The sequence below is a fragment of the Cohnella hashimotonis genome (genome assembly GCF_030014955.1).
In the GTDB taxonomy this organism is placed as follows: Bacteria; Bacillota; Bacilli; order Paenibacillales; family Paenibacillaceae; genus Cohnella; species Cohnella hashimotonis.
The window spans coordinates 6774521-6795919 of sequence record NZ_JAGRPV010000001.1 but is presented as its reverse complement, the minus strand read 5'-3'; the positions used below and the strand labels follow the sequence as shown (position 1 = coordinate 6795919).

The 21399-nt window shown below is 60.7% G+C and carries 17 protein-coding genes; 11 read left to right on the top strand and 6 right to left on the bottom strand.

The window, feature by feature from the left end:
- The first annotated feature begins 10 nt into the window (after window positions 1-10).
- From KB449_RS27015 to KB449_RS27000, 4 genes are all read left to right on the top strand, one after another.
- Entirely contained in the window at window positions 11-1105 is a 1095-nt protein-coding gene (locus KB449_RS27015; protein WP_282911333.1) for a Ger(x)C family spore germination protein, read from the top strand.
- A gap of 101 nt (window positions 1106-1206) precedes the next feature.
- On the top strand, window positions 1207-1716 hold the full coding sequence (locus KB449_RS27010) for an SRPBCC family protein (protein WP_282911332.1): 510 nt from the start codon (window positions 1207-1209) through the stop codon (window positions 1714-1716).
- Between the two features lie 390 nt (window positions 1717-2106).
- Entirely contained in the window at window positions 2107-2970 is an 864-nt protein-coding gene (locus tag KB449_RS27005) for a DUF72 domain-containing protein (protein WP_282911331.1), read from the top strand.
- A gap of 168 nt (window positions 2971-3138) precedes the next feature.
- Window positions 3139-3441 carry a hypothetical protein gene (locus tag KB449_RS27000; RefSeq protein WP_282911330.1) on the top strand — a complete coding sequence of 101 codons (303 nt, stop codon included), beginning with the start codon at window positions 3139-3141 and terminating at the stop codon, window positions 3439-3441.
- Between the two features lie 53 nt (window positions 3442-3494).
- On the opposite strand, the gene KB449_RS26995 is transcribed toward KB449_RS27000, so the two are convergent.
- Window positions 3495-4643 (bottom strand): cation diffusion facilitator family transporter, encoded by a 1149-nt coding sequence (locus KB449_RS26995; RefSeq protein ID WP_282911329.1) that lies wholly within the window; start codon window positions 4641-4643, stop codon window positions 3495-3497.
- A gap of 245 nt (window positions 4644-4888) precedes the next feature.
- Between KB449_RS26995 and KB449_RS26990 the strand changes: the two genes are divergently transcribed.
- On the top strand, window positions 4889-5332 hold the full coding sequence (locus KB449_RS26990; RefSeq protein WP_282911328.1) for a GNAT family N-acetyltransferase: 444 nt from the start codon (window positions 4889-4891) through the stop codon (window positions 5330-5332).
- 48 nt (window positions 5333-5380) lie between these two features.
- Here KB449_RS26990 and KB449_RS26985 read toward each other — a convergent pair whose 3' ends face one another.
- A complete protein-coding gene (locus tag KB449_RS26985; protein WP_282911327.1) occupies window positions 5381-6148 on the bottom strand; it encodes an AraC family transcriptional regulator in 768 nt (255 codons plus the stop codon).
- A 155-nt stretch (window positions 6149-6303) separates the two neighbouring features.
- Here KB449_RS26985 and KB449_RS26980 point away from each other — a divergent pair, with 155 nt between their 5' ends.
- The 4 genes from KB449_RS26980 (at window position 6304) to KB449_RS26960 (ending at window position 12436) form a co-directional block, all read left to right on the top strand.
- Window positions 6304-7236 (top strand): nucleoside hydrolase, encoded by a 933-nt coding sequence (locus KB449_RS26980; protein ID WP_282911326.1) that lies wholly within the window; start codon window positions 6304-6306, stop codon window positions 7234-7236.
- Between the two features lie 398 nt (window positions 7237-7634).
- On the top strand, window positions 7635-8696 hold the full coding sequence (locus KB449_RS36600) for a DnaJ domain-containing protein (protein WP_350356244.1): 1062 nt from the start codon (window positions 7635-7637) through the stop codon (window positions 8694-8696).
- An 81-nt stretch (window positions 8697-8777) separates the two neighbouring features.
- Window positions 8778-11441, top strand: coding sequence for an ATP-dependent chaperone ClpB (gene clpB / locus KB449_RS26965; RefSeq protein WP_282911325.1), 2664 nt, complete (start codon window positions 8778-8780; stop codon window positions 11439-11441).
- Window positions 11442-12073: 632 nt separating this feature from the next.
- The gene (locus tag KB449_RS26960) at window positions 12074-12436 is read left to right on the top strand and encodes a hypothetical protein (protein ID WP_282911324.1); all 363 of its coding nucleotides are present in this window, start codon (window positions 12074-12076) and stop codon (window positions 12434-12436) included.
- Window positions 12437-12460: 24 nt separating this feature from the next.
- Here KB449_RS26960 and KB449_RS26955 read toward each other — a convergent pair whose 3' ends face one another.
- Both KB449_RS26955 and KB449_RS26950 read right to left on the bottom strand, forming a co-directional pair.
- Window positions 12461-13444, bottom strand: a complete 984-nt coding sequence (locus tag KB449_RS26955) for an SDR family oxidoreductase (protein WP_282911323.1) — start codon at window positions 13442-13444, stop codon at window positions 12461-12463.
- Window positions 13445-13595: 151 nt separating this feature from the next.
- Window positions 13596-14015, bottom strand: coding sequence for a GNAT family N-acetyltransferase (locus tag KB449_RS26950; RefSeq protein ID WP_350356243.1), 420 nt, complete (start codon window positions 14013-14015; stop codon window positions 13596-13598).
- A gap of 220 nt (window positions 14016-14235) precedes the next feature.
- Between KB449_RS26950 and KB449_RS26945 the strand changes: the two genes are divergently transcribed.
- Window positions 14236-14409 (top strand): hypothetical protein, encoded by a 174-nt coding sequence (locus tag KB449_RS26945; protein ID WP_282911322.1) that lies wholly within the window; start codon window positions 14236-14238, stop codon window positions 14407-14409.
- A 110-nt stretch (window positions 14410-14519) separates the two neighbouring features.
- Here the strand turns inward: KB449_RS26945 and KB449_RS26940 are convergent, their stop codons facing one another.
- Both KB449_RS26940 and KB449_RS26935 read right to left on the bottom strand, forming a co-directional pair.
- Window positions 14520-17582 (bottom strand): DEAD/DEAH box helicase, encoded by a 3063-nt coding sequence (locus tag KB449_RS26940; protein ID WP_282911321.1) that lies wholly within the window; start codon window positions 17580-17582, stop codon window positions 14520-14522.
- On the bottom strand, window positions 17579-19192 hold the full coding sequence (locus KB449_RS26935) for an SWIM zinc finger family protein (protein WP_282911320.1): 1614 nt from the start codon (window positions 19190-19192) through the stop codon (window positions 17579-17581). Before KB449_RS26935 ends, KB449_RS26940 begins: the two co-directional genes overlap by 4 nt.
- 379 nt (window positions 19193-19571) lie before the next feature.
- Here KB449_RS26935 and KB449_RS26930 point away from each other — a divergent pair, with 379 nt between their 5' ends.
- The gene (locus KB449_RS26930; RefSeq protein WP_282911319.1) at window positions 19572-20660 is read left to right on the top strand and encodes a hypothetical protein; all 1089 of its coding nucleotides are present in this window, start codon (window positions 19572-19574) and stop codon (window positions 20658-20660) included.
- Window positions 20661-21399: the final 739 nt, after the last annotated feature.

The following is a 21399-nucleotide window of genomic DNA, read 5'->3' as shown; positions in this document are numbered from 1 at the left end:
GGGGCGAAAAATGCGGAGGCGTTGGCTGGCCGTGCTCGGCATGCTGTTACCGTTGGCGCTGCTCCAGGGCTGCTGGGATATCCGGGATATCGACAACCGCATGCTGGTCGCCGCGCTGGGCATCTCGATGGTTGACGAGAAGGGCGTAAAAATATGGGTGAGATTCCCGCTTCCTCATTCTCAGTTGGGCATCGGGAGCGGCAACAAGGACTTTTTGTCCGCCAGCGAGCGGGGTGAGACCGCCACCGACGCTTTGGACCGGCTGCGCGCGCGGATGCCTAAATATTTGGATTTGTCGCAAACGAGAGCTGTCTTCGTCGAAAGAAGGCTGGCAGAAGCCAAGGGGATTTACGGCTGCCTGGACTTTGTCGTGCGCGACCGGATGCTTCCGATCAACGCGATATTTACCTTGATCGAAGGCGACATGGAGCCGCTCTTCCAGCGGCCCAACCCGTCCGGAGAGCTGTCGGGCGTGTATACGCGGCTATTTTTCGAGAGGTATGCCGGCGGCACGCCGCAAAAAAACAAGGTCGCGCTATGGGAAGTGTTCAGCCGGCATTACAATCCGCTTCAGGAGAGCCTGGTGCCGCTGCTCGTCAGGGACGAGTCTTTCCAGTTCAATCTGAAAGGCAACGCCTATTTCGTCAACGACAAGATGGTCGGCTGGCTCACGCCGGAGGAGACGCTGATTTACGAGCTCGTCACAAACCGGATGACGCCGTTCGAGATCGAGACGGCAGGAGGCGCCAACGTCAAGGTCGAGACGTCGAAGGCTCAGGTTCGAACGGGATGGGCAGGGGGCAAGCCGGATATCCATATTCGTATTCGCGTTACGATGAAGCTTATGGACACGTCTCACGCTTCGCCCCTATCGAGCCGGAAGATAGAAGAAGAAGTGAACAAGCTGCTCGAGGCGCGGTCGGTCGGCGTGTTCGCCAAGACGCAAGCCAAAGGCTCGGACGTCTTCGGCTTCGGCAACCGCTACCGCTCGTCGCTGCCTCCGGGACGATACCGGGAATGGGCGGCTTTGTATAAGCAGGCATCGATCGCCTTGAAGGTCGAATCCAACATGCGCAACGTAGGCCTTAAGCTGCTTCAGGAATAAGCGCGCCAGCGCCAGAGCGCAGACCGATTTCCGCAAGCGGCTGTCACCTTCGGTTAAAGTGGTTAAATATCAGTGATATAAACCGCGAGCCGGAGGTGCATATGGACGATTCGATCTATCGGTTCGAACATGTATGGCGCGTGGATCGGGAAAAAGAACGGCTGTGGGCGTTGATCGGCGATTTCCGGTACGACGGCTGGTGGCCGAACGTCAAGATCGAGCGGATCGCGACCGGCGCATCGGGCGACGGCGTGGGAAACGGCTACGCGGGCGAATTCCGTTCGGGGCTGTTTTACACGCTTAAGCTTGGCGTGTCCGTCATAGAGAGCCGGCCGCCGACCGCTGTCGCACTGCGCGTCACGGGCGATCTGGAAGGGCGCGCCGTCGTACGTCTGCACGGCGCCGGCCGCGCGACGGAGGTGCATGTCCTGATGGCGCTTGCGACAAGACGCAGGTGGATGACCTCGCTCGCGCCGCTTCTGCGTCCTGTCTTCGTCCGCAGCCACCGGCGGATGATCGAGGCGGGCATCGCAGGCCTGGCCGCCTATCTGGAAGCCGATATCGTGCCCGGCAGCGTCCATGCGCCGTATCGGCGGCCCGCAAGGGGATAAAGGCTCGTGCGCTGATTCGCAACAACAAAACAAAGAGACCGTCCGAAGACGGTCTCTCGTACCCGAGCGGCGCTGCTTGATTGAACCGTATCCCGCGCCTCCAGCCGGATTAGAGACTGGACCGGGTAAGGGATACGTTCAACATATGGGAACTAATGTTGACGCACCTCCTTTCCTGTAACAGCATTCTATCACAGCTCAGCACTAAAAAGATAGTCTATTTAGAATAATCAGAAAAAATAAATGAGACTGCTTCGGGCATCCACAGGATGCCTTGCGAGCCGGTCTATTTTTGCGGACGCTCAGCGCCAGTCAAAGTCGTTCGTTCAATCAGCGTTCCGGCGTGTAAAATAGACGTAGGATAAATTTGGCGCAAGGGAGGCGGCAGTGATGATACGAATCGGACTGACGGGCTTCGGCGATCATGAGGAGCTGTACGGCAAGCTGAAGGCGGGAGAACGGCTCCGCGAATACAGCAGGCATTTCGACGTCGTAGAGATCGACAGCTCGTTTTATGCCGTGCCGTCCGTGAAAAACACCGCCAAGTGGACGGCAGATACGCCGGAAGGATTCAAGTTCGTCGTGAAGGCCTATCAGGGAATGACGGGACATCTTCGCGGCAAAAAAAACTACTTCGACGACGAAGAAACGATGTACAAGGCATTTCACGAGGCGATCGCGCCGATGCGGGAGGCCGGGAAGCTGGCGGCCGCGCTGTTCCAGTATCCGCCCTGGTTCGATTGCACCCGCGAGAACGTAGACCTGCTGCGTCGGACGAAAGCATACATGAGCGATGTACCGTGCACGCTGGAACTGCGCAACCGGAGCTGGTACGCTCCCGAGTTCAAGGACAAGACGATCGCTTTTATGAAAAAAGAGGGCTGGATCCATACGATCGTCGACGAGCCGCAGGCCGGAGCGGGTTCGATCCCGATCGTGCCGGTCGCCACGACAAGCGACATGACCTACGTGCGGCTGCACGGGCGCAACGAGGGCGGCTGGCATGCGAGCGGACGTCCGGATTGGCGCAAGCTCCGGTACCTTTACCACTATGACGCGGAGGAGCTCGCAGAGTGGCGGGACCGGCTGCTGGCGCTGGAGCGGGAGACGGACACGGTGTATGTCGTGTTCAACAACAATTCGGCGGGGGACGCCACGCCCAACGCCAAAGCGCTGATGGACATGCTGGCGGGGATGTCGCCCGATGCGGCCGCCGCGCGGGCGGACGAGCAGTATCCCGTACCGGCAATCTAGTGAAGTTCGACGTCCCTGTGGTATGATAAATGTAACTACAGGGAGACGGGCGAGGGATGACTTATCACTTCCGAATTGCGTGTGGACCATTGCCCCGGTTGCGGCAGAATCTATCAGATCAATCTAAGGCAGATGTGCGCCGCTTGCGCCGCCGCCGAGGATACGCTTATGAACCGTATGGAGAAGGAGCTTCGCGCGAACCGCAAGCTGACCACGGAGGAGCTGGCAGAGCGGGTAGGCGAGCGTCCCGAGCTGATTCGCGCTTGGATTCGCAAGGGCAAACTGAAGGTATACGATTATCCGAACCTGGCCGACGCGTGCGACTTGTGCCAGGCGCCGATTCGCAAAGGCAAGCTGTGCCCGGACTGCTCGCTGCGCATCAAGAGCGAGGTCGCGCATGTGTACGAGCAGGAGCGTCTGATGCAGGAGCGCAAGCGCAGGGAGAACAGCTTTTTGAACAAGCGCAAATAAAAACGGGAAGCCGCGTCGAACAGGCGGCTTCCCGTTTTTTTTGATTTTATCCGCTACACGGGAATTTCTCCGTGCCGGATGGCGCCGCTCTCGACTTGAATGGTCGAGTGGCTGATGCCGAAGCGGCCCTCGATCAGGGTGATCGCGCGCTGCAGCACGTCCTGGCATTGGACGCCGTCCTGGACGAGGATGTGACAGCTGAAGGAATCCAGGCCCGAGGTGATCGTCCAAATATGCAGGTCGTGCACGTCGCGCACGCCATCGAGCGTGAGCAGCGCGGCCTTCACCTCGGCTTGATCGATGCCGGCCGGCGTGCCTTCCATAAGTACGTGCACCGTCTGCGTAATGACGAGCCATGCGCTCCGCAGGATCAGGACCGATACGACGATCGAGATGATCGGGTCGGCGATGTACCAGCCGAAGGCCATCATGAGGATGCCGGCCGCGATGGCGCCGACGGAGCCGAGCGCGTCGCCCAGCACGTGCAGGTACGCGCTGCGCATGTTGACGTTGTTCTCCACGTCGCCTTGACGCGTGAGCGCCCAGGCGCTGGCCAGATTGGCGAGGAGGCCGACGGCTGCGATCGCCATCATCGGGCCGCCGGCGACCTCCGGCGGCGAGGCCATCCGGCCGATGGCTTCGTAAACGATGAAGCCTGCGATGACGAACAGCGCGACGCCGTTGAACAGCGCGGCGAGAATCTCGAACCGGTGGAAGCCGTAGGTTCGCTTGGCCGAGGCCGGCCGCGAGGCAAACCAGAGGGCGGCCAGGCTCAGCGCCAGCGCGCTCGTATCGCTCAGCATATGGCCCGAGTCCGACAGCAGCGCGAGACTGTCGGTAAGCAGTCCGCCGACGAACTCGAGCACCATGATGCCCGCCGTGATCGCGAGGGCGATCGTCAGGCCTCGGCGGTCGCCTTCGCGCCCGTGATGATGGTGCCCGCCGATCCCGTGATGATGGCCGTGGTGGCCGTGGCTATGTCCATGACCATGTGAGTGTCCATGAAAACGATCGTTCGAATGTTCGTGCGCGTTAGCGTGTGAATGATCGCTCGGATGTCCATGCGCGTGGCCTTCGTCGTGGCCGCCGTGACCGTGGGCGTGCGTACAGGCGTCCGGGTGTATGTGCGCGCTGCCCGGATCCTTTTGGTGCGTCGCGCCCCCGACCTTGTCGTCCGTCCCCTTATCGTTTCGTTTGTCCATTGCCGTCAGCCCTTCCGTCCTAGCGAGTGCTATAACATATGAATACTTGCTCATATTATATGTTCTTTATCCGAATTGCACAATGACGAAACGGCGACATACCGTTCGCTCTCGCCAGAATGCGATCGCAACGGGTCCGCCGCTGAATAACCGGTGGCGAAGCGGGTATATACGCTGAATAACCGGTGGCGAAGCGGGTATATAGTAGTATATGCCATAGCGGCCGATTAGAGGAGGCGAATGCCATGAGCAGTCCGATCGAGGGCATCAAAAAAGAAATGGACAGCATGAAAGGGCATATCGATAGCATCAAGTCCGACGTTCAAGACACGATCGGCAGCGTGAAGGAAACCGTGACCGAGGCGAAGGATACGTTTAAAGGCTGGAAGAAAAAAGACGAAGTCGGCGTCGTTCATAAAGAAGGCAATGCCTTCGTCGTTCGCGAGAATGGCGAGCAAATCGGGGAGATCACGTTCTTGCCGGACGGGGAGAACACCTGGGTGCTTAACCATACGTATGTTTCTCCGGCTTACCGGGGCGGAGACATCGCGCGGCGGATGCTCGACAGAGTCGTCGAGGAGGCCCGCGCGGAGGGCAAGAAAATCGTGCCGGTATGCTCATATGCGCTCGTACAGTTCAAGCGAAACGCAGAGTATGGGGACGTGTGGCACAAAAACGAATCGCTTTAAGCAACAGGAGCGCATGGGTCTCGGACCCTGCGCTCTTTTTGCGATCGATCAAGCGTTGGCCTTGCGATAGGCGCCGGGGCTCCAGCCTGTCTCGCGCTTGAACAGGCTGCAGAACTGCGAATCGCTCGCGAAGCCGCAGTCCGAGGCGATCCCGGAGATGCTGCGCTCCGTCTCGCGAAGCAGCGTCCGGGCGTGATCGATTCGCCTGCCGAGCACGTAGCGTCCGGGCGACGCGCCGGTGTGCGCTTTGAAGAGATGACGATAGCGGTCGGGGCTGTAGCCGGCCATGGCGGCGAGCGATGCGAAGTCGATGCGCTGATGAAAATTTTCGTTCATATAATTAATCGCGTAACGGAACTTATCTTCGGCATATGTCGGCGAACCGCCGGTCAGTCTCCGCCGCAGCAGCAGGACAAGCTGGGAGGCGAGCAGGTCGAGCATGCCGGCGTAGTCCTCGTCTTTATTTCTCATTTCCTTGGCCATCCCGAGCAGCAGAGGCAGGACAGGGGCGTGATCGTCTTCGCAGTCCTTAGACCGATGATCTGAAAAGACGCCCTCGGGAAGCGCAGATTCCCGCAGCGGCGCAAAGCCCAAACAGAGTACCTCGGTCGGCGCGGCGTGACGCTCGTCGTGAAGCGTTCCCGGCCGGATAAGCGCATAATCGTCCTCGCGGAATTCGTAATCGCGATCGCCGATGCGCGTCCTTCCGTTTCCTTTCAAATAATAAACCAGCTCGTGGCAGCCGTGACGATGCAAAGTCACGTCGTTACCGGGCACGTGAGTCACGGGGAACAGGAAGTCCAGCCGTGCATGCATAAAAAGCGCTCCTTTCAGAGATCAGCCAAATTGTGATAGAGATTGACCGGAAGCGGATACGATTCAAATGGCGTCGTATATATAATTTAACTATCATTTTATCATGCTTACTGCAGCCTATTCAGCCAAAAAGAATAAGGAGGAGCTACGCAACTATGGTGAAGCCATTTGTATCAATCGCAGAGGATCGTCGCGTCAGCCGGCTGTCGCATCCCGGGAGAAAGGTTTCTATTGTAATGGATACCGATACTTACAATGAAATTGACGACCAGTTCGCGCTGATCTATGCGCTGAACTCGCCGGAGGCGGTGGAGGTCGAGGCCGTTCACGCCGCTCCGTTTCACAACACGATGTCCGACGGGCCCGAGGACGGGATGGAGAAGAGCTACCGGGAAATTTTAAAAATCCGGTCGCTCGCCGGCCGGGAGACGCTGCCGGTATTCAAGGGATCGAGGACTTACTTGCCGGGTCCGGATGTGCCTGTCGAGAGCGAGGCCGCCCGGGACCTGATCAACCGGGCGATGGCGCGAGAGGAGAACGATCCGCTCTACGTCGTCGCCATCGGCGCGATCACCAACGTCGCCTCGGCGCTGCTGCTCGAGCCCGCGCTGGCGGACCGGATCGTGCTCGTCTGGCTCGGCGGCCACGCTTTCCATTGGCAGAATACGAGGGAGTTTAATCTCGAGCAGGATGTGCACGCATCGCGGGTCGTGCTGGACTCGGGCGTCCCGCTGGTGCTGCTGCCCTGCATGGGCGTCGTGTCGCATCTGACGACGACGCTATCCGAGCTGCGGGAGCACGTCCGAGATAAAGGTCCGCTCGGGCAATACCTGTACGAGACGTTCCTCGGCTGCATGGACGATCACACCGGTCGCTCGCGCGTCATTTGGGACTTGTCCGCGGTCGCTTGGCTGGTGCGGCCCGATTGGTGCCCGAGCGAGCTGACGCCAAGCCCGCTTGTGACCGACGATTGCCGTTGGGCCGAAGCGGAGGGACGCCATCCGATCCGCTACGTGACGCATGTCGATCGGGACGAGATCTTCCAGGACTTGTTCGCCAAGCTGGGCCAAGCGAGCGGCGTAGAATAAGAGGCGTCAGCTTATCGTCGCGGAAACAGACTTTCGGGCGTGCCACACGTGAAACACGCACATTTCGCACGTTTTAACGGTATCCCCTTCGCGCAGGCGAAGGGGATACTGGCGTTTGGAGCGAACGTAAAGTCTGACAAGCTTCGGGCGAACTGCAGATCCGTTATCGGCGATCATTCGGCAGGATTGCTGGTGGTAGGAATGTGGGAGAAAGCGGATTCGCCTGCAAAGGTCAGTAATGGTCAATAATAGCTATGCGAGCGAGCTATGAATGGATTTATGCAAGAAAATCTCCTAAAATCACCTCATATCCACATTGGCATAATCGTATGGCGGGTCTATAATGACATTAAGGTCAAAAAAGGTCAGACGAGACTGCCCGGGGGAGGAGATGCGCCATGACGATCGGCAACCCGTATGAAGTGCTTGGCGTCGGCAAGGACGCTTCGAAGCAGGAGATCAAGAAGGCTTATCAGAAGCTGGCCAAGCAATGGCATCCCGACGTGAATAAAGCCCCCGAGGCGGAGTCGAAGTTTAAGGAAATCGCGGAGGCTTACGACATTCTGAGTCATGACGATAAAAGGCAAGCATACGAGGAAGAGCAGCGTTATGCGTCGATGCGGCGCGAGTATGCGGGACGGGCAGGAAGCAGCGGCGGATCAGGCGGCGCACAAAGCGGCGGGGCATGGAGCTGGAGCGGCGGCGGTCAAGGTGCGGCTGGTTTGTCCGAGGAGGAACTGTACGAGATGCTCTTCGGCAAAGGCGGAATCGGAGGAGCGGGCGGATTCGGCGGTAGAGAAGGCTTCGGCGCCTACGACGGCATGGCCGGCGGAAGAAGCGGTTACGGCGCGCACGCCGACGGTCCGGCCGGGTTCGGGGCCGGTTCCGCTTGGGGCGCGTCAGGGTTCGACCCCTTCGGCCCAGGCGCCCGAACGCAGCATGCCCGGCTGAACGTCAGCTTGGAGCAGTCTTGGCGGGGGGCCAAGGTCAACGTGAGGGTCGGGACCAAGGACATCGCGCTGCGCGTGCCCGAACGGATGGCCGACGGCACTGTCATCCGGCTCAAGGGAGACGGCGTCAACGGCTTGCAGGAAGGCGACGAGCTGCTGATCGAGCTGTCCGTCGAGCCGAATGAAGCGTACGCGCTCGGCGAGGACGGGGATTTGCGGGCGACGGTGGAGGCTGCGCCGTGGCAGGCCGTGCTGGGCGGAGAAGCGATCGTCCGGCTGCCGGACGGCGGCCAGGTCAAGCTGCGGATTCCGCCGGATTTTCCCGCGGGCAAGCAGCTGCGCATTCCGGGCAAGGGGCTGCGCCGCAATGACGGCGGATATGGCGACATCCTGTTCGATGTCGCGATTGCCGTGCCGCCTAATCCGAGCCAGGAGGAGCGGGAGCTGTACAGGAAGCTTGCGGAACGTTGCAGCTTCAAGGCAGGCATCAAGCCGCGCGCGAGAAGCTGAAGCTCGGCCAAACCGCACGCGAATCGGCATGAATCCGCAACAAACGGGACACCATTTTAACCGATAAGGGGAGACACGCTTATGGACTTCAACAAATATACGCAAAAACTGCAGGAAGCTGTCGCAGGCGCGCAATCGCTGGCCGGCGCGAGCGGGCATCCGGAGATCGACTCGCTGCACTTGCTCGCGGCGCTGCTGAAGCAGCAGGACGGACTGCTGCCCAGATTGCTGCAGCGAGCCGACATTCAGCCGGCCGAGATGGACCGGCAAGCGATGGGACGCTTAATGAAGCGCCCGCGCGTCGGCGGATCGGATTCGGTCAAGCGGTACGCATCGCCCGCGCTCGTAGCCGTGCTGGAGCAGGCGGAGCGGGAAGCGGCGTCGATGACGGACGAATACGTCGCGGTCGAGCATGCGGCGCTCGCGATGGCTTCCGCGCCTAGGGACGGCAACCGCGACGTGCGCGAACTGTTCGATGCCTTCGGCCTGACCCGGGATCGGCTGCTCGCCGTCCTTAAGGAGATTCGCGGCCATCAGCGCGTGACGAGCCGGGAGCCGGAAGCGACGTACGAGGTGTTGGAAAAGTACGGACGCGACCTCGTCGCCGAGGTGCGGGCAGGCAAGGTCGATCCGGTCATCGGCCGGGACGGCGAGATCCGGCGGGTTATCCGCATTCTTTCCCGCAAGACGAAGAACAACCCGGTACTGATCGGCGAACCGGGCGTCGGCAAGACGGCGATTGTCGAAGGCTTGGCCCAGCGGATCGTACGCAAGGACGTGCCGGAGGGGCTGAAGGACAAGACGGTATTTTCGCTGGACATGAGCGCGCTCGTGGCCGGGGCAAAGTACCGTGGAGAGTTCGAGGAGCGGCTCCAGGCAGTTTTGAAAGAAGTGAAGGAGAGCGACGGCCGGATCATCCTGTTCATCGACGAGCTGCATACGATCGTAGGCGCCGGCAAGACCGAGGGCGCAATGGACGCGGGCAACATGCTGAAGCCGATGCTGGCGCGGGGCGAGCTTCACTGCATCGGCGCGACCACGCTCGACGAATACCGGACATATATCGAAAAAGATCCGGCGCTCGAACGCAGATTCCAGCAGGTGCTCGTCAGCGAGCCGAACGTCGAGGATACGATCTCCATTTTGCGCGGCTTGAAGGAACGCTTCGAGCTCCATCACGGGGTTAAAATTCACGACAGCGCCCTCGTGGCGGCCGGCACCCTTTCCAACCGTTATATTGCGGACCGCTTCCTGCCGGACAAAGCGATCGACCTGGTCGACGAAGCGTGCGCGATGATCCGTACGGAGATCGACTCGATGCCCGGCGAGATGGACGAGGTCATGCGCCGCATGATGCAGATGGAGATCGAAGAAGCCGCGCTCAAGAAGGAGTCCGACGACGCGAGCAAGCGCCGGCTGGAGTCGCTTCAGCGGGAACTCGCCGATCTGAAGGAAAAGCATCTGGGCATGATGGCGCGTTGGGAAAAGGAAAAAGCCGCGATCCAAGGCGTGCGCGACCTGCAAAAGCGGCTTGAGCAGGCGCGCAAGGACTTGGCTGACGCTCAGGAGGAATACGATCTGAACCGCTCGGCGGAGCTGAGCTACGGCATCATTCCCGATCTGGAGCGTCAGCTCAAGGCGGCGGAGGAGGCGGCCGAGCAGGAGGGAGAAACGCGCCTGCTGCGGGAGTCCGTGACCGAGGAAGAGATTGCCGACATCGTCTCGCGCTGGACGGGAATCCCGGTCAAGCGTCTCGTCGAAGGCGAGCGCGAAAAGCTCCTGCGGCTGGAAGAAACGCTGCACGAGCGCGTCGTCGGCCAGGAAGAGGCCGTCGGTCTCGTCTCCGACGCCGTGCTGCGCGCGCGCGCGGGCATCCAGGATCCGAACCGGCCGATCGGCTCCTTCCTGTTCCTGGGGCCGACGGGCGTCGGCAAGACGGAGCTGGCCAAGGCGCTCGCGGCGACGCTGTTCGACCGCGAAGACGGCATGATCCGGATCGATATGTCGGAGTATATGGAAAAGCACAGCGTGTCCCGTCTCGTCGGCGCGCCTCCGGGATACGTGGGATACGAGGAAGGCGGACAGCTGACCGAGGCCGTTCGCCGGCAGCCGTACACCGTCGTGCTGCTCGACGAAGTCGAGAAGGCGCATCCGGACGTATTTAACGTCCTGCTGCAGCTGCTCGACGACGGCCGTCTGACCGATTCTCAAGGGCGCGTCGTCGACTTTAAAAACACGATCGTCATCATGACGTCTAACATCGGCTCGCCGCACCTGCTGCAGGGCGTGGACGACAACGGCGACATCGCGCCGGCCGTGCGCGACCGCGTCATGAAGGAGCTGTCCGGGCACTTCCGGCCGGAGTTCCTGAACCGCGTAGACGACATCGTCCTGTTCAAGCCGCTGTCGCTTGGCGAGATCGAATCGATCGTGCGTAAGCTGGCGCGCGGCTTGGCCGATCGCCTGTCCGAGCGCGGCATCGCCTTGCGGCTGACGGACGAAACCGTCCAATTCATCGCGAAGGAGGGCTTCGATCCCGTGTACGGCGCGCGTCCGCTAAAACGGTTCATCCAGCGTCATCTCGAGACGCGGGTAGCGAGAGCGCTGATCGCAGGCTCGGCGCCTGAAGGTTCGATCATGACGGTCGAAGCTGCGGACGGCGGCTTATCGGTGGAGATCCGGCCGGCAGGCGAAGTCGAACCCGAAACGGGCGAACTTGCCTCGGAGCATTTGCAGACCGTGTGAGACTATGCTTAAGTTTTAAGTTAGAGCCATCCTTTATCCTGGTTTGAGCCGGGACGAGGGATGGCTTTTTGACGCGGGGAGCTCCGTTTTTCCGTTTGAACGATATCCCCTTCGGTCAGGAAGGTGGCTGATTTTCCCCTTTGGTGCGTTTGAACAGTATCCCTCTCGTTCAGGAAGGTCGGCAGATCAGGACTCGCAGTCACATTTTAAATGTCATCCCCTTGGCTCAGGAAACATGCCGTTCAGTTCTCGCAGTCACATTTTAAAGGTATCCCCTTGGCTCAGGTAACATATCGTTTAGTCCTCATCGTCATATTTGAACGGTATCCCCTTGAATCAGGAAGGACGGCGGAAGCGTAAACGTGTGGTTGCTATCTGCACGATATCCCCTATCCGTCAGGTGGCGCTGAACTTGCGTCTCCAGCCGGATCCTTTTCATTGCCGGTTACTGATTAGTGGGGATATCGTTCAAAATATCGGAACCGCGGAGTGTCCCTGATCGAAGGGGATATCGTTCAAATTAACGGAAGCGCGAAGTGTCCCTGACTGAAGGGGATATCGTTCAAATTAACGGAAGTGCGAAGTGTCCCTGACTGAAGGGGATATCGTTCAAATGGGCGAAAACGCATTAAATGGGCGGGGCGCGGAGTTTCCTGACTAAAGGGGATATCGTTAAAATACTCGTGGACGGCGGCGCGTTGCTGTTCTTTAAACGAAATAGGCAATATAACGGCACGGAGCTCCAAGTGGAATTCGTGCGCCGAACGTGGCTGGGCTGGAAATGGGGCATGGGGGGAGGGTGCAGCATCGGCTACGGCGAACCGGGGGAGACGGGCGTTCGTACGCTGCTGAATTATATGACCATGCCCAACAAATATCCAGGCGTGCCCTATACGGTCCAGGCACTGGACGAGCAAGGGAATGTCGATGCTGAAAAGACGCTTGCCGACCCCATCAACGACACGGGCGATCTCAAAACGAACGATAGCCGATAGTCGGTTTGGCAGGCGATATTCGGCTCAGCTGTTCGTCGATTGGCCCCCGTCGACGTGGAGGACCTGCGCGGTAACGTAGCGGGAGTCGTCCGACGCGAGATAGACGTAGGTCGGCGCGAGCTCGAACGGCTGACCGGGACGGCCCAGCATCGTCTCCGTGCCGAAGACGGCGACCTGATCGGGAGAGAAGCTGCTCGGAATAAGCGGCGTCCAAATCGGACCGGGGGCGACCGCGTTGACGCGAATGCCCTTGGGCGCCAGGTTGCGCGCAAGGGCGCGCGTCCAGCCGACGATCGCACCCTTGGTGGCGGTGTAGTCGAGGAGCGTTTTTTCGCCGACATAGGCTACGACCGAGGCCGTGCCGATGATCGACGCGCCAGGCTTGAGGTAAGGAAGGGCCGCGCGGGTCGTATGGAAGTGAGAGAAAAAATTCACCTTAAACGTGTTCTCGAACTGCTCGTCGGTGATGTCCTCCAGCTCGTTCTGCTGGAACTGGATGCCGACGTTGTTGACGAGGACGTCCAGGCGTCCGAATGCTTTGGCGGTATCGTGGACGATCGATTCGCTTACGGCTTTGTCGCGCACATCGCCAGGCAGCAGCAGGCAGGTTCGGCCGTACGCCTCGATGCAGGCCTTGGTGCGCTCCGCGTCTTCGTGCTCGTCGAGATAGGAGATGGCCACGTCGGCGCCTTCTTTGGCGAAGGCGATAGCGGCAGCTGCGCCGATGCCGCTGTCGCCGCCGGTGATCAGCGCGGCGCGGCCCGCGAGCTTGGCGCTGCCTTTATAATGCGGATTGTCGACGATGGGCTTCGGGACCATCAGGTTTTCGATGCCGGGCTGACGATACTGGCGCTGCTCGGGTACGCTGATCGCGATGTCCTCGTACCGCGTGACCGTACCGTATGCGGGATAGAGAGGGTAGGGGCTGTCTATCTTCGCCTCTTCGAATTTTTGCTGCAGGCTGCGTATTTGTTCCAACTCATTTTCGATATCGCGCTTGTCGGTCATGTCGGCCTCCCGTGAATCGGCGACCCGCGCTCTGGACTTTGGAAGCGGCGAGTCCTCCTCGATTTCGTTATTTCTCACCGTATGCCAAAGCGGCTAGACGGGTGCCTAGCCGCATCGGCGCGGGTCGATAGGGAGTGCCTTTTTACCGAGACTACAGCGTTTTAAAAAAAGAGAAGCCCGGTTTGTTATAGCCCATCTTCGTCTCGTAAAACCGGTGGGCATCCACGCGCGCTAACCCGGACTCCAGGGCAACCGTTTTGCATCCGTTATCCTTTGCGTACTGATGAACGTGCTCCAGCAGGGTCTCGCCGTGTCCCTTGGAGCGCTCGGAGGCTTTGGTAACCAGATCGTAGACGAATACATGCTTGCCGAAATAAAAGTTTGTCAGCATGATGATGCCGGCCAAGGCGACGATCCGGTCGCCTTCGTATAGGGCGAGCATTTTGTAGCCCTCGGCATTCATCTCGCGCAAAAGGCCGAGATAAGCCTCTTGGTCCAATTGCGTCCGCAGCTCGTTCATGACGGGATACGCTTCGAGCCATTGTTGTTCGTGGACCAATTCTTTGATCACGTTCAGTGCTCCTTGTCCGCGAGCTTCCCGCTCGTTAATACGCGGCAATCGCCGCTTTGTCCTCAGTCTATCATCGACCGCCATATGTACGCCAACGCTTGTCTGCAATCCGCAGTGAAAGAAGCATGGGCAGCCCATTCTAATTTCAAAGGGACCTGCTCTCCAGAAGCGAAGCCGACATAGGCTGTGATGGCGAACAGCCCGATGGAGGATGATCGATATGAAGGTGCCATACTCGTTCAGCAAAAAGGCGAATGCGCTCCTGATCAATGAGTCGAATGGCATGGTGCGGGTCGCCTACGGCGACTTTATTACGCTCAATCTGCCGCTCATCGGTCCGCGACCGCCGTATTATGCGCATCCGCGCTATGAGGGGCATTATCCGCTGATCTGATCGCCCGCCCGAAGAGAAGGTCCGGCGAGGTGCATGCCCTAGCGGCGGGCGAACACGCGAGGTCGGTCTACGAATGCCAAAAAACGCCTCATTGTCGAGGCGTTTTTGCGTTAGCCGTTCATGCCGCGCCGAAGCGTGATCAGGTCGCGCAGATCGTCGGTCGACAGCTCGGTGATCCAGCCCTCGGAGGAGGAGATGACGTTGTCGCTGAGCTGCTGCTTGCTCTCCAGCATCTCGTCGATTCGCTCCTCGAGGGTGCCGAGGGAGATGAACTTGTGCACCTGCACGTCCTTGGTCTGGCCCATCCGGTAGGCGCGGTCGGTCGCCTGGTTCTCGACGGCGGGATTCCACCAGCGGTCGAAGTGGAACACATGGTTGGCGGCGGTCAGGTTCAGGCCGACGCCTCCAGCCTTGAGCGAGAGAATGAATACATTAGGCTGCTCGTCCTGCGGCAGCGTCCGCGACTGGAACCGCTCGATCATCCGGTCGCGCGCATTTTTGGACGTGCTGCCGTTCAGGTAGAGCACGGGCTCGCCGAGCTCCTGCGACAGGACGAGACGGAGCATCTCTCCCATGCCGACATACTGGGTGAAAATGAGGCAGCGATCGTCCTCGTCCCGGAGCTCCTTGACCATGGCGAGCAGCCGCTCGAGCTTGGCCGAACGGGAGACCATCTCGGCCAGCTCCGCCTCGGACGGTGCCGATGGATCGCCGGCCGGGTTGGACTTGGGCTTGCCTGGCGGCTTGACTGGGGGTTCGGGCTCCGCTCCGCCTGCGAGCCCCTTTTTGTCCTCCGAAGCGGCGGACGCCGTCGCCTGCTCCTTGTTCAACAGCGCCGGATGGTCGCATACCTGCTTGAGGCGGGTCAGCGCTGCGAGGATCGCACCCTTGCGCTCGATGCCTTCGAGCGTTTTCATCCGCTCCAGCAGCTCGTTAACGGTCTGCTCGTAGAGCGCGCTCTGCTCGGGCGTTAGCGGGACGTACGTTTTCATCTCGTTTTTGTCCGGCAGGTCGAGCTGGATGTTGGGATCCTTTTTCTTGCGGCGCAGCATAAACGGTCCGACGAGGCGCTTGAGCTCCGCCGTCCTTCGCTCGTCGCGGTTGCGCTCGATCGGCGTGGCGAACCGTTCCTGGAAGGCGCGCTGCGTTCCGAGGTAGCCCGGCGCGATGAAGTCGTAGATCGACCATAGTTCGGCCAGCCGATTCTCGATCGGCGTGCCGGTAAGCGCGATGCGCTGCCCTGCGGACAAGCTGCGTACGGCGACGGACTGTTTGGTCTGCGCATTTTTAATATTTTGCGCCTCGTCGAGACATATCGCCGCCCATACATAGGTCTGCAGCAGCTCCTGATCGAGCGATGCCGTGGCGAACGAGGTGAGCACGACATCCGAGATCGCCGCTTGCGCGGCGAAGGCCTCCGCGTCCGTAATCCGGCCGCTGCCGTAATGCAGGCTGACCGAAAGGCTTGGCGCGAAGCGCGCGATTTCCTTCTGCCAGTTGCCCAGCACCGAGGTCGGGCAGACGATCAGCGCCGCGCGCCGCCGCTCCGGCGGCGTATCGTGCCGCAGCTGAAGCAGGTAGGCGATGAGCTGCACCGTCTTGCCGAGGCCCATGTCGTCCGCGAGCACCGCGCCAAGGCCGAAGCGCCGCAGCGACGTGAGCCAGCCGAAGCCTTCGCGCTGGTACGTCCGAAGCGTCGCCTGCAGATCGGCCGGGGGCTCGGGCAGCGGCCACTCCGAGGGGCGTCCGAGCTGCGCGAAGAACGAGGCAAGATGCTCGTTCAGCTCGACCTCCAGCCGCACGCGCGCAGCGGAAGCCTCCGCCGACTCCTCGGTCCCGGCGTCGTCCGCGTCCTCGCCTTCGCCGAGCAGATGAAGCTGCAGCACGTCCTGGAACGAGAGGCCGGCCGTCTTGTCCATGCCCGTCATCATGCGCCGGATCTGCGTCAGCAGCGCCGGGTCGAGCGCGATCCATTGGCCGCGGTGGCGGACGAGCCGCTGATTGCGCGCGACGAGCGCGGCAAACTCTTCTTCGCTAAGGTCCAAGTCTCCGATGGCGACGCGCCAGTCGAAGTCGATGATCGCGTCCAGCCCGAACAGCGAGCTGCCCTTGCCGCCGGACTCGGGCGCGATCTTGGCGCGCAGCCGCGGCTTCTTGCGGGTCGCCGCCTCCCACCAGGCGGGCAGCAGCACCCGCCAGCCGGCCTCAAGCAGACGATTGCTGTCTGCCGAAAGAAAACGCCAGGCCGCCTCGTCGTCGAGCGGCGCGGCGAGCACGTCCTTCGGCCCGCCGGCGAGGCGCTCCGGCGGCAGCACCGCGCGCAGCCGCTCCAGCCAGCCGGGGGCCTTCGCGCCGGCCTCTTCGTTCCAGGCGGCAGGCCAGCGCCCGGAGACCGAGCCGTCCGCGCCCAGCTTCGCGGGATGCACGATCGTCTCGTCGCGCTTGCTCTGCAGCGCGAGCTGCAGCCGCCAATCGTCCGGCGCGTTGCCTCCCGCGTAGGGCTCAACCAGCCGCAGGATCGGCCGGAACGGCGCCATGTCCTGCCGCCAGCCGATCGCCTCGAGCCAGCCGCGCGCGTCCATGCCGGCCGCTGATGCGGCACTTTTGTCGAACAGCAGCGGAAACTCCCGCCGCAGCTCGGCATAATCCTCGTCCGTGCCGTAGTGGCGCTCCCGCACGGCCGCCGAAAAGGCGGCGCGCAGGCCTTCGATAAATTCGTCGTCAACAGCTTCTCCGTCGGCAGGCGGCAGCTCGCCTTCCCAGGTCCACTGCAGAAGGCCGCTACGATAGGCGTCCAGATGAGGAACAAAGCGGCGCTCCTCTACCCATGCGGCCAAGACCGGAGCCCACGCGGCAAGCCGGCCGCCTTCTCCGGCGATCTGCCAATCCACATGCTTTAGCAGCCGCGGCTCCGCGAAGAAGGCCAGCACGTGCTCGGCCGGGAGAATGACAATCTCCGCCTTGCTCTGCCGCGGATCGTCGGCCGTCGGCATCGTCACCTGTCTCACGTCCAGGTTCGTCCCGTAAAACGAAGCGTCGTGCCAGGCGAACAGCCTGTGCTTGAGCAGCATGCCCGGCACGTAGCCATACCCGTCCAGAACGCCGTATATGAGTGCGTCGCCATGCTCGCTCAGCCGCACGTCGACGTCGATCGTATCCCGGTACGCGCTCATGACAGCTTTCCTTTCCGCAGCTCTTCCTGCAGCGCGCGCAGCCTGCTGTGGCGCAGCTCGAACAGCTCGTAAAATTCGATCCAGCGCTCTTCGCGCTTCATCTTCTTGTACAGCTTGGCCAGCCGCTTGAGCAGCTTGACCGCCGATTTGTAGCTGGCTCTGTTTTTCATCGTCACATAACGTTCGACCGCCTGATGGTAAAAGGGGAGCAGCGCATGCGGCGCTGCCTTCTCCAGGGGCGCCAGCTCTGTCGCGCGGTAATCGAGCGGATCGCGTCCGAAAGAAAGCTGAATGTCGATCCACTCTTCGTACCTTCCGGCGCCAAGCAGCCGGTCCTCGTAGATCGCCTGAGAGGACGGCAGCATCGCCTCGAACGTCTCCCACATCCGGGGCTCAGCTTCGGGCAGCTTGGCGACGACGGCATCCCACAGCCCGGCGTACGTCTCGAGCTCCTGCAATCGCCTACCGCTCATCAAGGGGCCAAGCTCGGTCAGCCATCGGAGCAGACGCTGCCACTCTTGCATACGGGCGAGCTCGCCGAGCATCTCCGCGAGCATGGCGACCTGGGCGGAGCCTAGGCGGCCCGCTTGGTCGCGAAGCAGGGCCAATGCCCGGTCGTCGTCGGCCAGGGCGAACCGCATCCGCAGCACGGCCGCGTTCCAGGCGCTCCCGCTCTGGGCGGGCAATCCGCTCTTGGCCGCCTCGAGCTTGCGGAGCTCCTCCTCGTACCAGGCATCGCCTCCATACGGGGGCGCGAGCCACGTTTCCCACAGGCGGCCGTAATGCTTCAGATCGTAATCCTGCGTCGGGCCGGGCGCCAGCATCGCCGTTCGCAGGATGTCGACCGTCTGAAGCAGGCGGTCGCGCGCGAGCGGCTCGTCCTCTGCGGGAAGCGGACGATCCAGGCAGCCCATCGCCGCTTCGTGGAGATCCGTCACGGCCAGATGCGTGAAGTAGCCGAGGTACGAATTGGGACCGAGCGCCGGGTTGCTCTGCGTCTCGGCCGCATGGCGCATGAGAAACAGCAGCGCGTTCAGCTCGAACAGCCGCTCCGCGACGGGCGGGAGCGCGGGCTTTATTTTATAAAAAAGGCCCAGTGCTTGCTTGACGTACTGGGTATTGCGGACCTGGCCGGCGATGGGCGCAAGACACCTGTCGAACAAGTCCAGCCACGCTTGGACGCTTAAATCGGGAATGCGGGCCGCGTCGCTCGCGAGCCGCTCGATGTCGGCATTCTGCTGCCGGCCCGAGGTGGCGGCTTGCGGACGCGACGCAAGCGTCTTGGCGTTGGCCAGCGCGGGGACGGGGTAGCCGTGGTAGCCGGACCATTCCATGAGCACGGCGGCCATATGTTTGCATGGCCGGCCGACAGGGCAGCTGCATCTGCTGTCCGCCAAGGCTTCGGTGTCGACGTGCGTCCGATAGGTCTCCGTGCCCGCCACTTCGGCAGCCAGATGCCGCATTTCCTCGGGGTCGGATAACTCGATGCGTCCTTGCTTGTAATATTGATAGCCGCGCTTGAGCGTCAGATCGTCGAACGCTTCCGCAACGCGGCGCAGTAGATCGATCCACCGCGGATCTTGTTCCGGTGGCGTGACTTCTGTGAACATCGTTGGACCTCGCTTGGTTTCCGATTGACTTCGAGCTTCCATTATACCATTTCTCGTACACATGTTCGCAAAACGAGCGCATTTTCGAAAGGCATATTTTTGCCGCGGCCGAAGCGTTCGCCGCGTCGGCGACCGTGACGCCGGACGCGGTCAAGGCGGGGGAGGAAATCACGATCGACGTGCGCATGGCTTAAGCAGACGAAGTTTGCGTGCTTATCTCCTGCGAGACGGGCGGATCCGTGCGTCTCGTTTTTGCATGCTTCGACGTATGCCGGCCGGTTTTTCCCGATGCAATATCTCCCAGGCGGGTAATACATACGTAACGGCAATCCGGCTTGATACGGCCAGACCGATTGCCGGTCGGAAGGAAGATATCCGTATGCTTCGCAATACTGCCGTCGCTTCGTTGTATCCCTGGGCAGGCAAGCCGTCCGTCTTCGACACGATCGTCCTTCGAACAGACCAAGACGGCAAGCTGAAGTCCCAGACGCTGCCCGACGACGACGAATACGCGGACAAGCCCGAACGCAAGGAAGCGCTGCGCCAGCAAAGCCTGGAGGGAATCGGGCCGATCGGCTCCATCGAGGATGAAGGCGCCGCCAAGGAATTGGCACGCCTGCTCATCCGACTCAGCCGCGACCGCAACGTCCGCAACCGAAGAGCCGCCTATCTCGCGCTTATGCGCGAGGAATCGCTGGATGCGATCAGTCCGGCGCTCCAGGCTTTACATAAGCTGCCGGGACTGAATGCCGGCAATTTGTACGAAGAGGCATTGTGGATGGCGCGGCACGGCGTGCACCGCAATGTCGTGAAGTTCGGACTTGCCCTCCTGAGCCAATACGGCAGCGATCGGCACAGGGAGCTGGCGTTCACGCTGGGCAAGCACGAGGAATTCACGCTGTATGCGGCTTCGGCGCTCTTGAGCATGGAGCAGTCCAGCAAATTGCTCTGCGAGCTCGCGCGGTGCGTGGACGGCTGGGGACGCATTTACTTGGTCGAGCGCCTCGACCCGGAGACGCAGGAGATTCGGGATTGGCTGCTACGCGAAGGTTTTCGCAATCGAATCGGCGACGGTCTGCTCGCTTATACTTGCGCGCTTAAGGGAGATTTGGAGGAGGCGCTCGGCGAGGATGCGATCGACCCGGCGCTTTTGGAGGGTGCGGGCGGCATTTTGTCCGCGCTGATCGCCGGCGGTCCGGCCGAGGACATCGACGACTACGAGCAGGCCATGCCCGTCATCGGCGACTATTTGCGTCATGCGCAGCGCATGCGCCCGGATTCGGCGCATAGGAAGCCGATTGCGGCCATCGAGGCATTCCTCCAACAGGACGAACGAGCCTGGGAGAAAAGGTATCGGAACGGCTGGACGCCCGAAGCGCGCGAGTCTTATCTGGCGATGTGCCGTTCGCTCGCGACGGCGGAGCCGTCGGTCGGGCGTACGGCGGATGAACGAAGAAGACTTACATAAGTTTGAAAAGAGCAGGGGCACGTCCCAATCGCGTGGGAGCGAACGCTATCGCATGCCGAGAGGGAGGCGTCCAATCGCGCGGGAGCGAGTGTCTCGGGGCTGTCCCGGAGGGGCTTGCTCCGAGATACGGGGCTTGCGCTTGCTTTTCCTGCTATCGGCCTGCCAAACCTGCGCCTCTTGTAAGTGGGGAGAGGGGGGAAGCTGAGCGCAAGTCTGCGCTAATATGAGCATCGCGCGAGCGGCGGGCGAGGCTGTCCATGCGCTAATGCCCGTTCCTGAGTGCGGGCTCCGCAACAACGCATAAAAAGAATGCGCGCGCCTAACAGCACGCAGCATTCTTTTTTTGCATCAAACGCCAATTATTAACTTTTTATCATAAAGCAGATTTAATATGTACATGAATTTGGAATACATGGTATATTAATGTTCGTTGTATTGAACGTTTGTTTAAAACGCCTGCATGCCATCCTCCCGCGAGTCTTCCATTTTCCTCCTTGATCGGTGTTCTCAGAATCGTGTTTCTTCTATTAAAAATAGATTATAATTTCTTTGCTTTAAAATCTGAAAAAGCATGCTAAAATAGGTCGCAGGAAACAAATGGCATGTCGGATTGCTGCCATTGTATTCATGCAAACCTATGTATAACCGATATATCAAATATAGCTGTCGTTTAGTATACACTTCTTGCTATTACTCCGTCTTTACCCTGCATCAATCATATCCAAACATACGGAGGTTA

What these genes read in the sequence shown, in the direction of transcription:
- KB449_RS36600 (WP_350356244.1), top strand. Translation starts at nt 7,635, where the DNA reads ATGACGATCGGCAACCCGTATGAAGTGCTTGGCGTCGGCAAGGACGCT.
- KB449_RS27000 (WP_282911330.1), top strand. Translation starts at nt 3,139, where the DNA reads ATGAACCGTATGGAGAAGGAGCTTCGCGCGAACCGCAAGCTGACCACG.
- KB449_RS26945 (WP_282911322.1), top strand. Translation starts at nt 14,236, where the DNA reads ATGAAGGTGCCATACTCGTTCAGCAAAAAGGCGAATGCGCTCCTGATC.
- KB449_RS26940 (WP_282911321.1), bottom strand. Translation starts at nt 17,582, where the DNA reads ATGAGCGCGTACCGGGATACGATCGACGTCGACGTGCGGCTGAGCGAG.
- KB449_RS27015 (WP_282911333.1), top strand. Translation starts at nt 11, where the DNA reads ATGCGGAGGCGTTGGCTGGCCGTGCTCGGCATGCTGTTACCGTTGGCG.
- KB449_RS26995 (WP_282911329.1), bottom strand. Translation starts at nt 4,643, where the DNA reads ATGGACAAACGAAACGATAAGGGGACGGACGACAAGGTCGGGGGCGCG.
- KB449_RS27005 (WP_282911331.1), top strand. Translation starts at nt 2,107, where the DNA reads ATGATACGAATCGGACTGACGGGCTTCGGCGATCATGAGGAGCTGTAC.
- KB449_RS26935 (WP_282911320.1), bottom strand. Translation starts at nt 19,192, where the DNA reads ATGTTCACAGAAGTCACGCCACCGGAACAAGATCCGCGGTGGATCGAT.
- KB449_RS26955 (WP_282911323.1), bottom strand. Translation starts at nt 13,444, where the DNA reads ATGACCGACAAGCGCGATATCGAAAATGAGTTGGAACAAATACGCAGC.
- KB449_RS26960 (WP_282911324.1), top strand. Translation starts at nt 12,074, where the DNA reads ATGGGCGGGGCGCGGAGTTTCCTGACTAAAGGGGATATCGTTAAAATA.
- KB449_RS26985 (WP_282911327.1), bottom strand. Translation starts at nt 6,148, where the DNA reads ATGCATGCACGGCTGGACTTCCTGTTCCCCGTGACTCACGTGCCCGGT.
- KB449_RS26990 (WP_282911328.1), top strand. Translation starts at nt 4,889, where the DNA reads ATGAGCAGTCCGATCGAGGGCATCAAAAAAGAAATGGACAGCATGAAA.
- KB449_RS26930 (WP_282911319.1), top strand. Translation starts at nt 19,572, where the DNA reads ATGCTTCGCAATACTGCCGTCGCTTCGTTGTATCCCTGGGCAGGCAAG.
- clpB (WP_282911325.1), top strand. Translation starts at nt 8,778, where the DNA reads ATGGACTTCAACAAATATACGCAAAAACTGCAGGAAGCTGTCGCAGGC.
- KB449_RS27010 (WP_282911332.1), top strand. Translation starts at nt 1,207, where the DNA reads ATGGACGATTCGATCTATCGGTTCGAACATGTATGGCGCGTGGATCGG.
- KB449_RS26980 (WP_282911326.1), top strand. Translation starts at nt 6,304, where the DNA reads ATGGTGAAGCCATTTGTATCAATCGCAGAGGATCGTCGCGTCAGCCGG.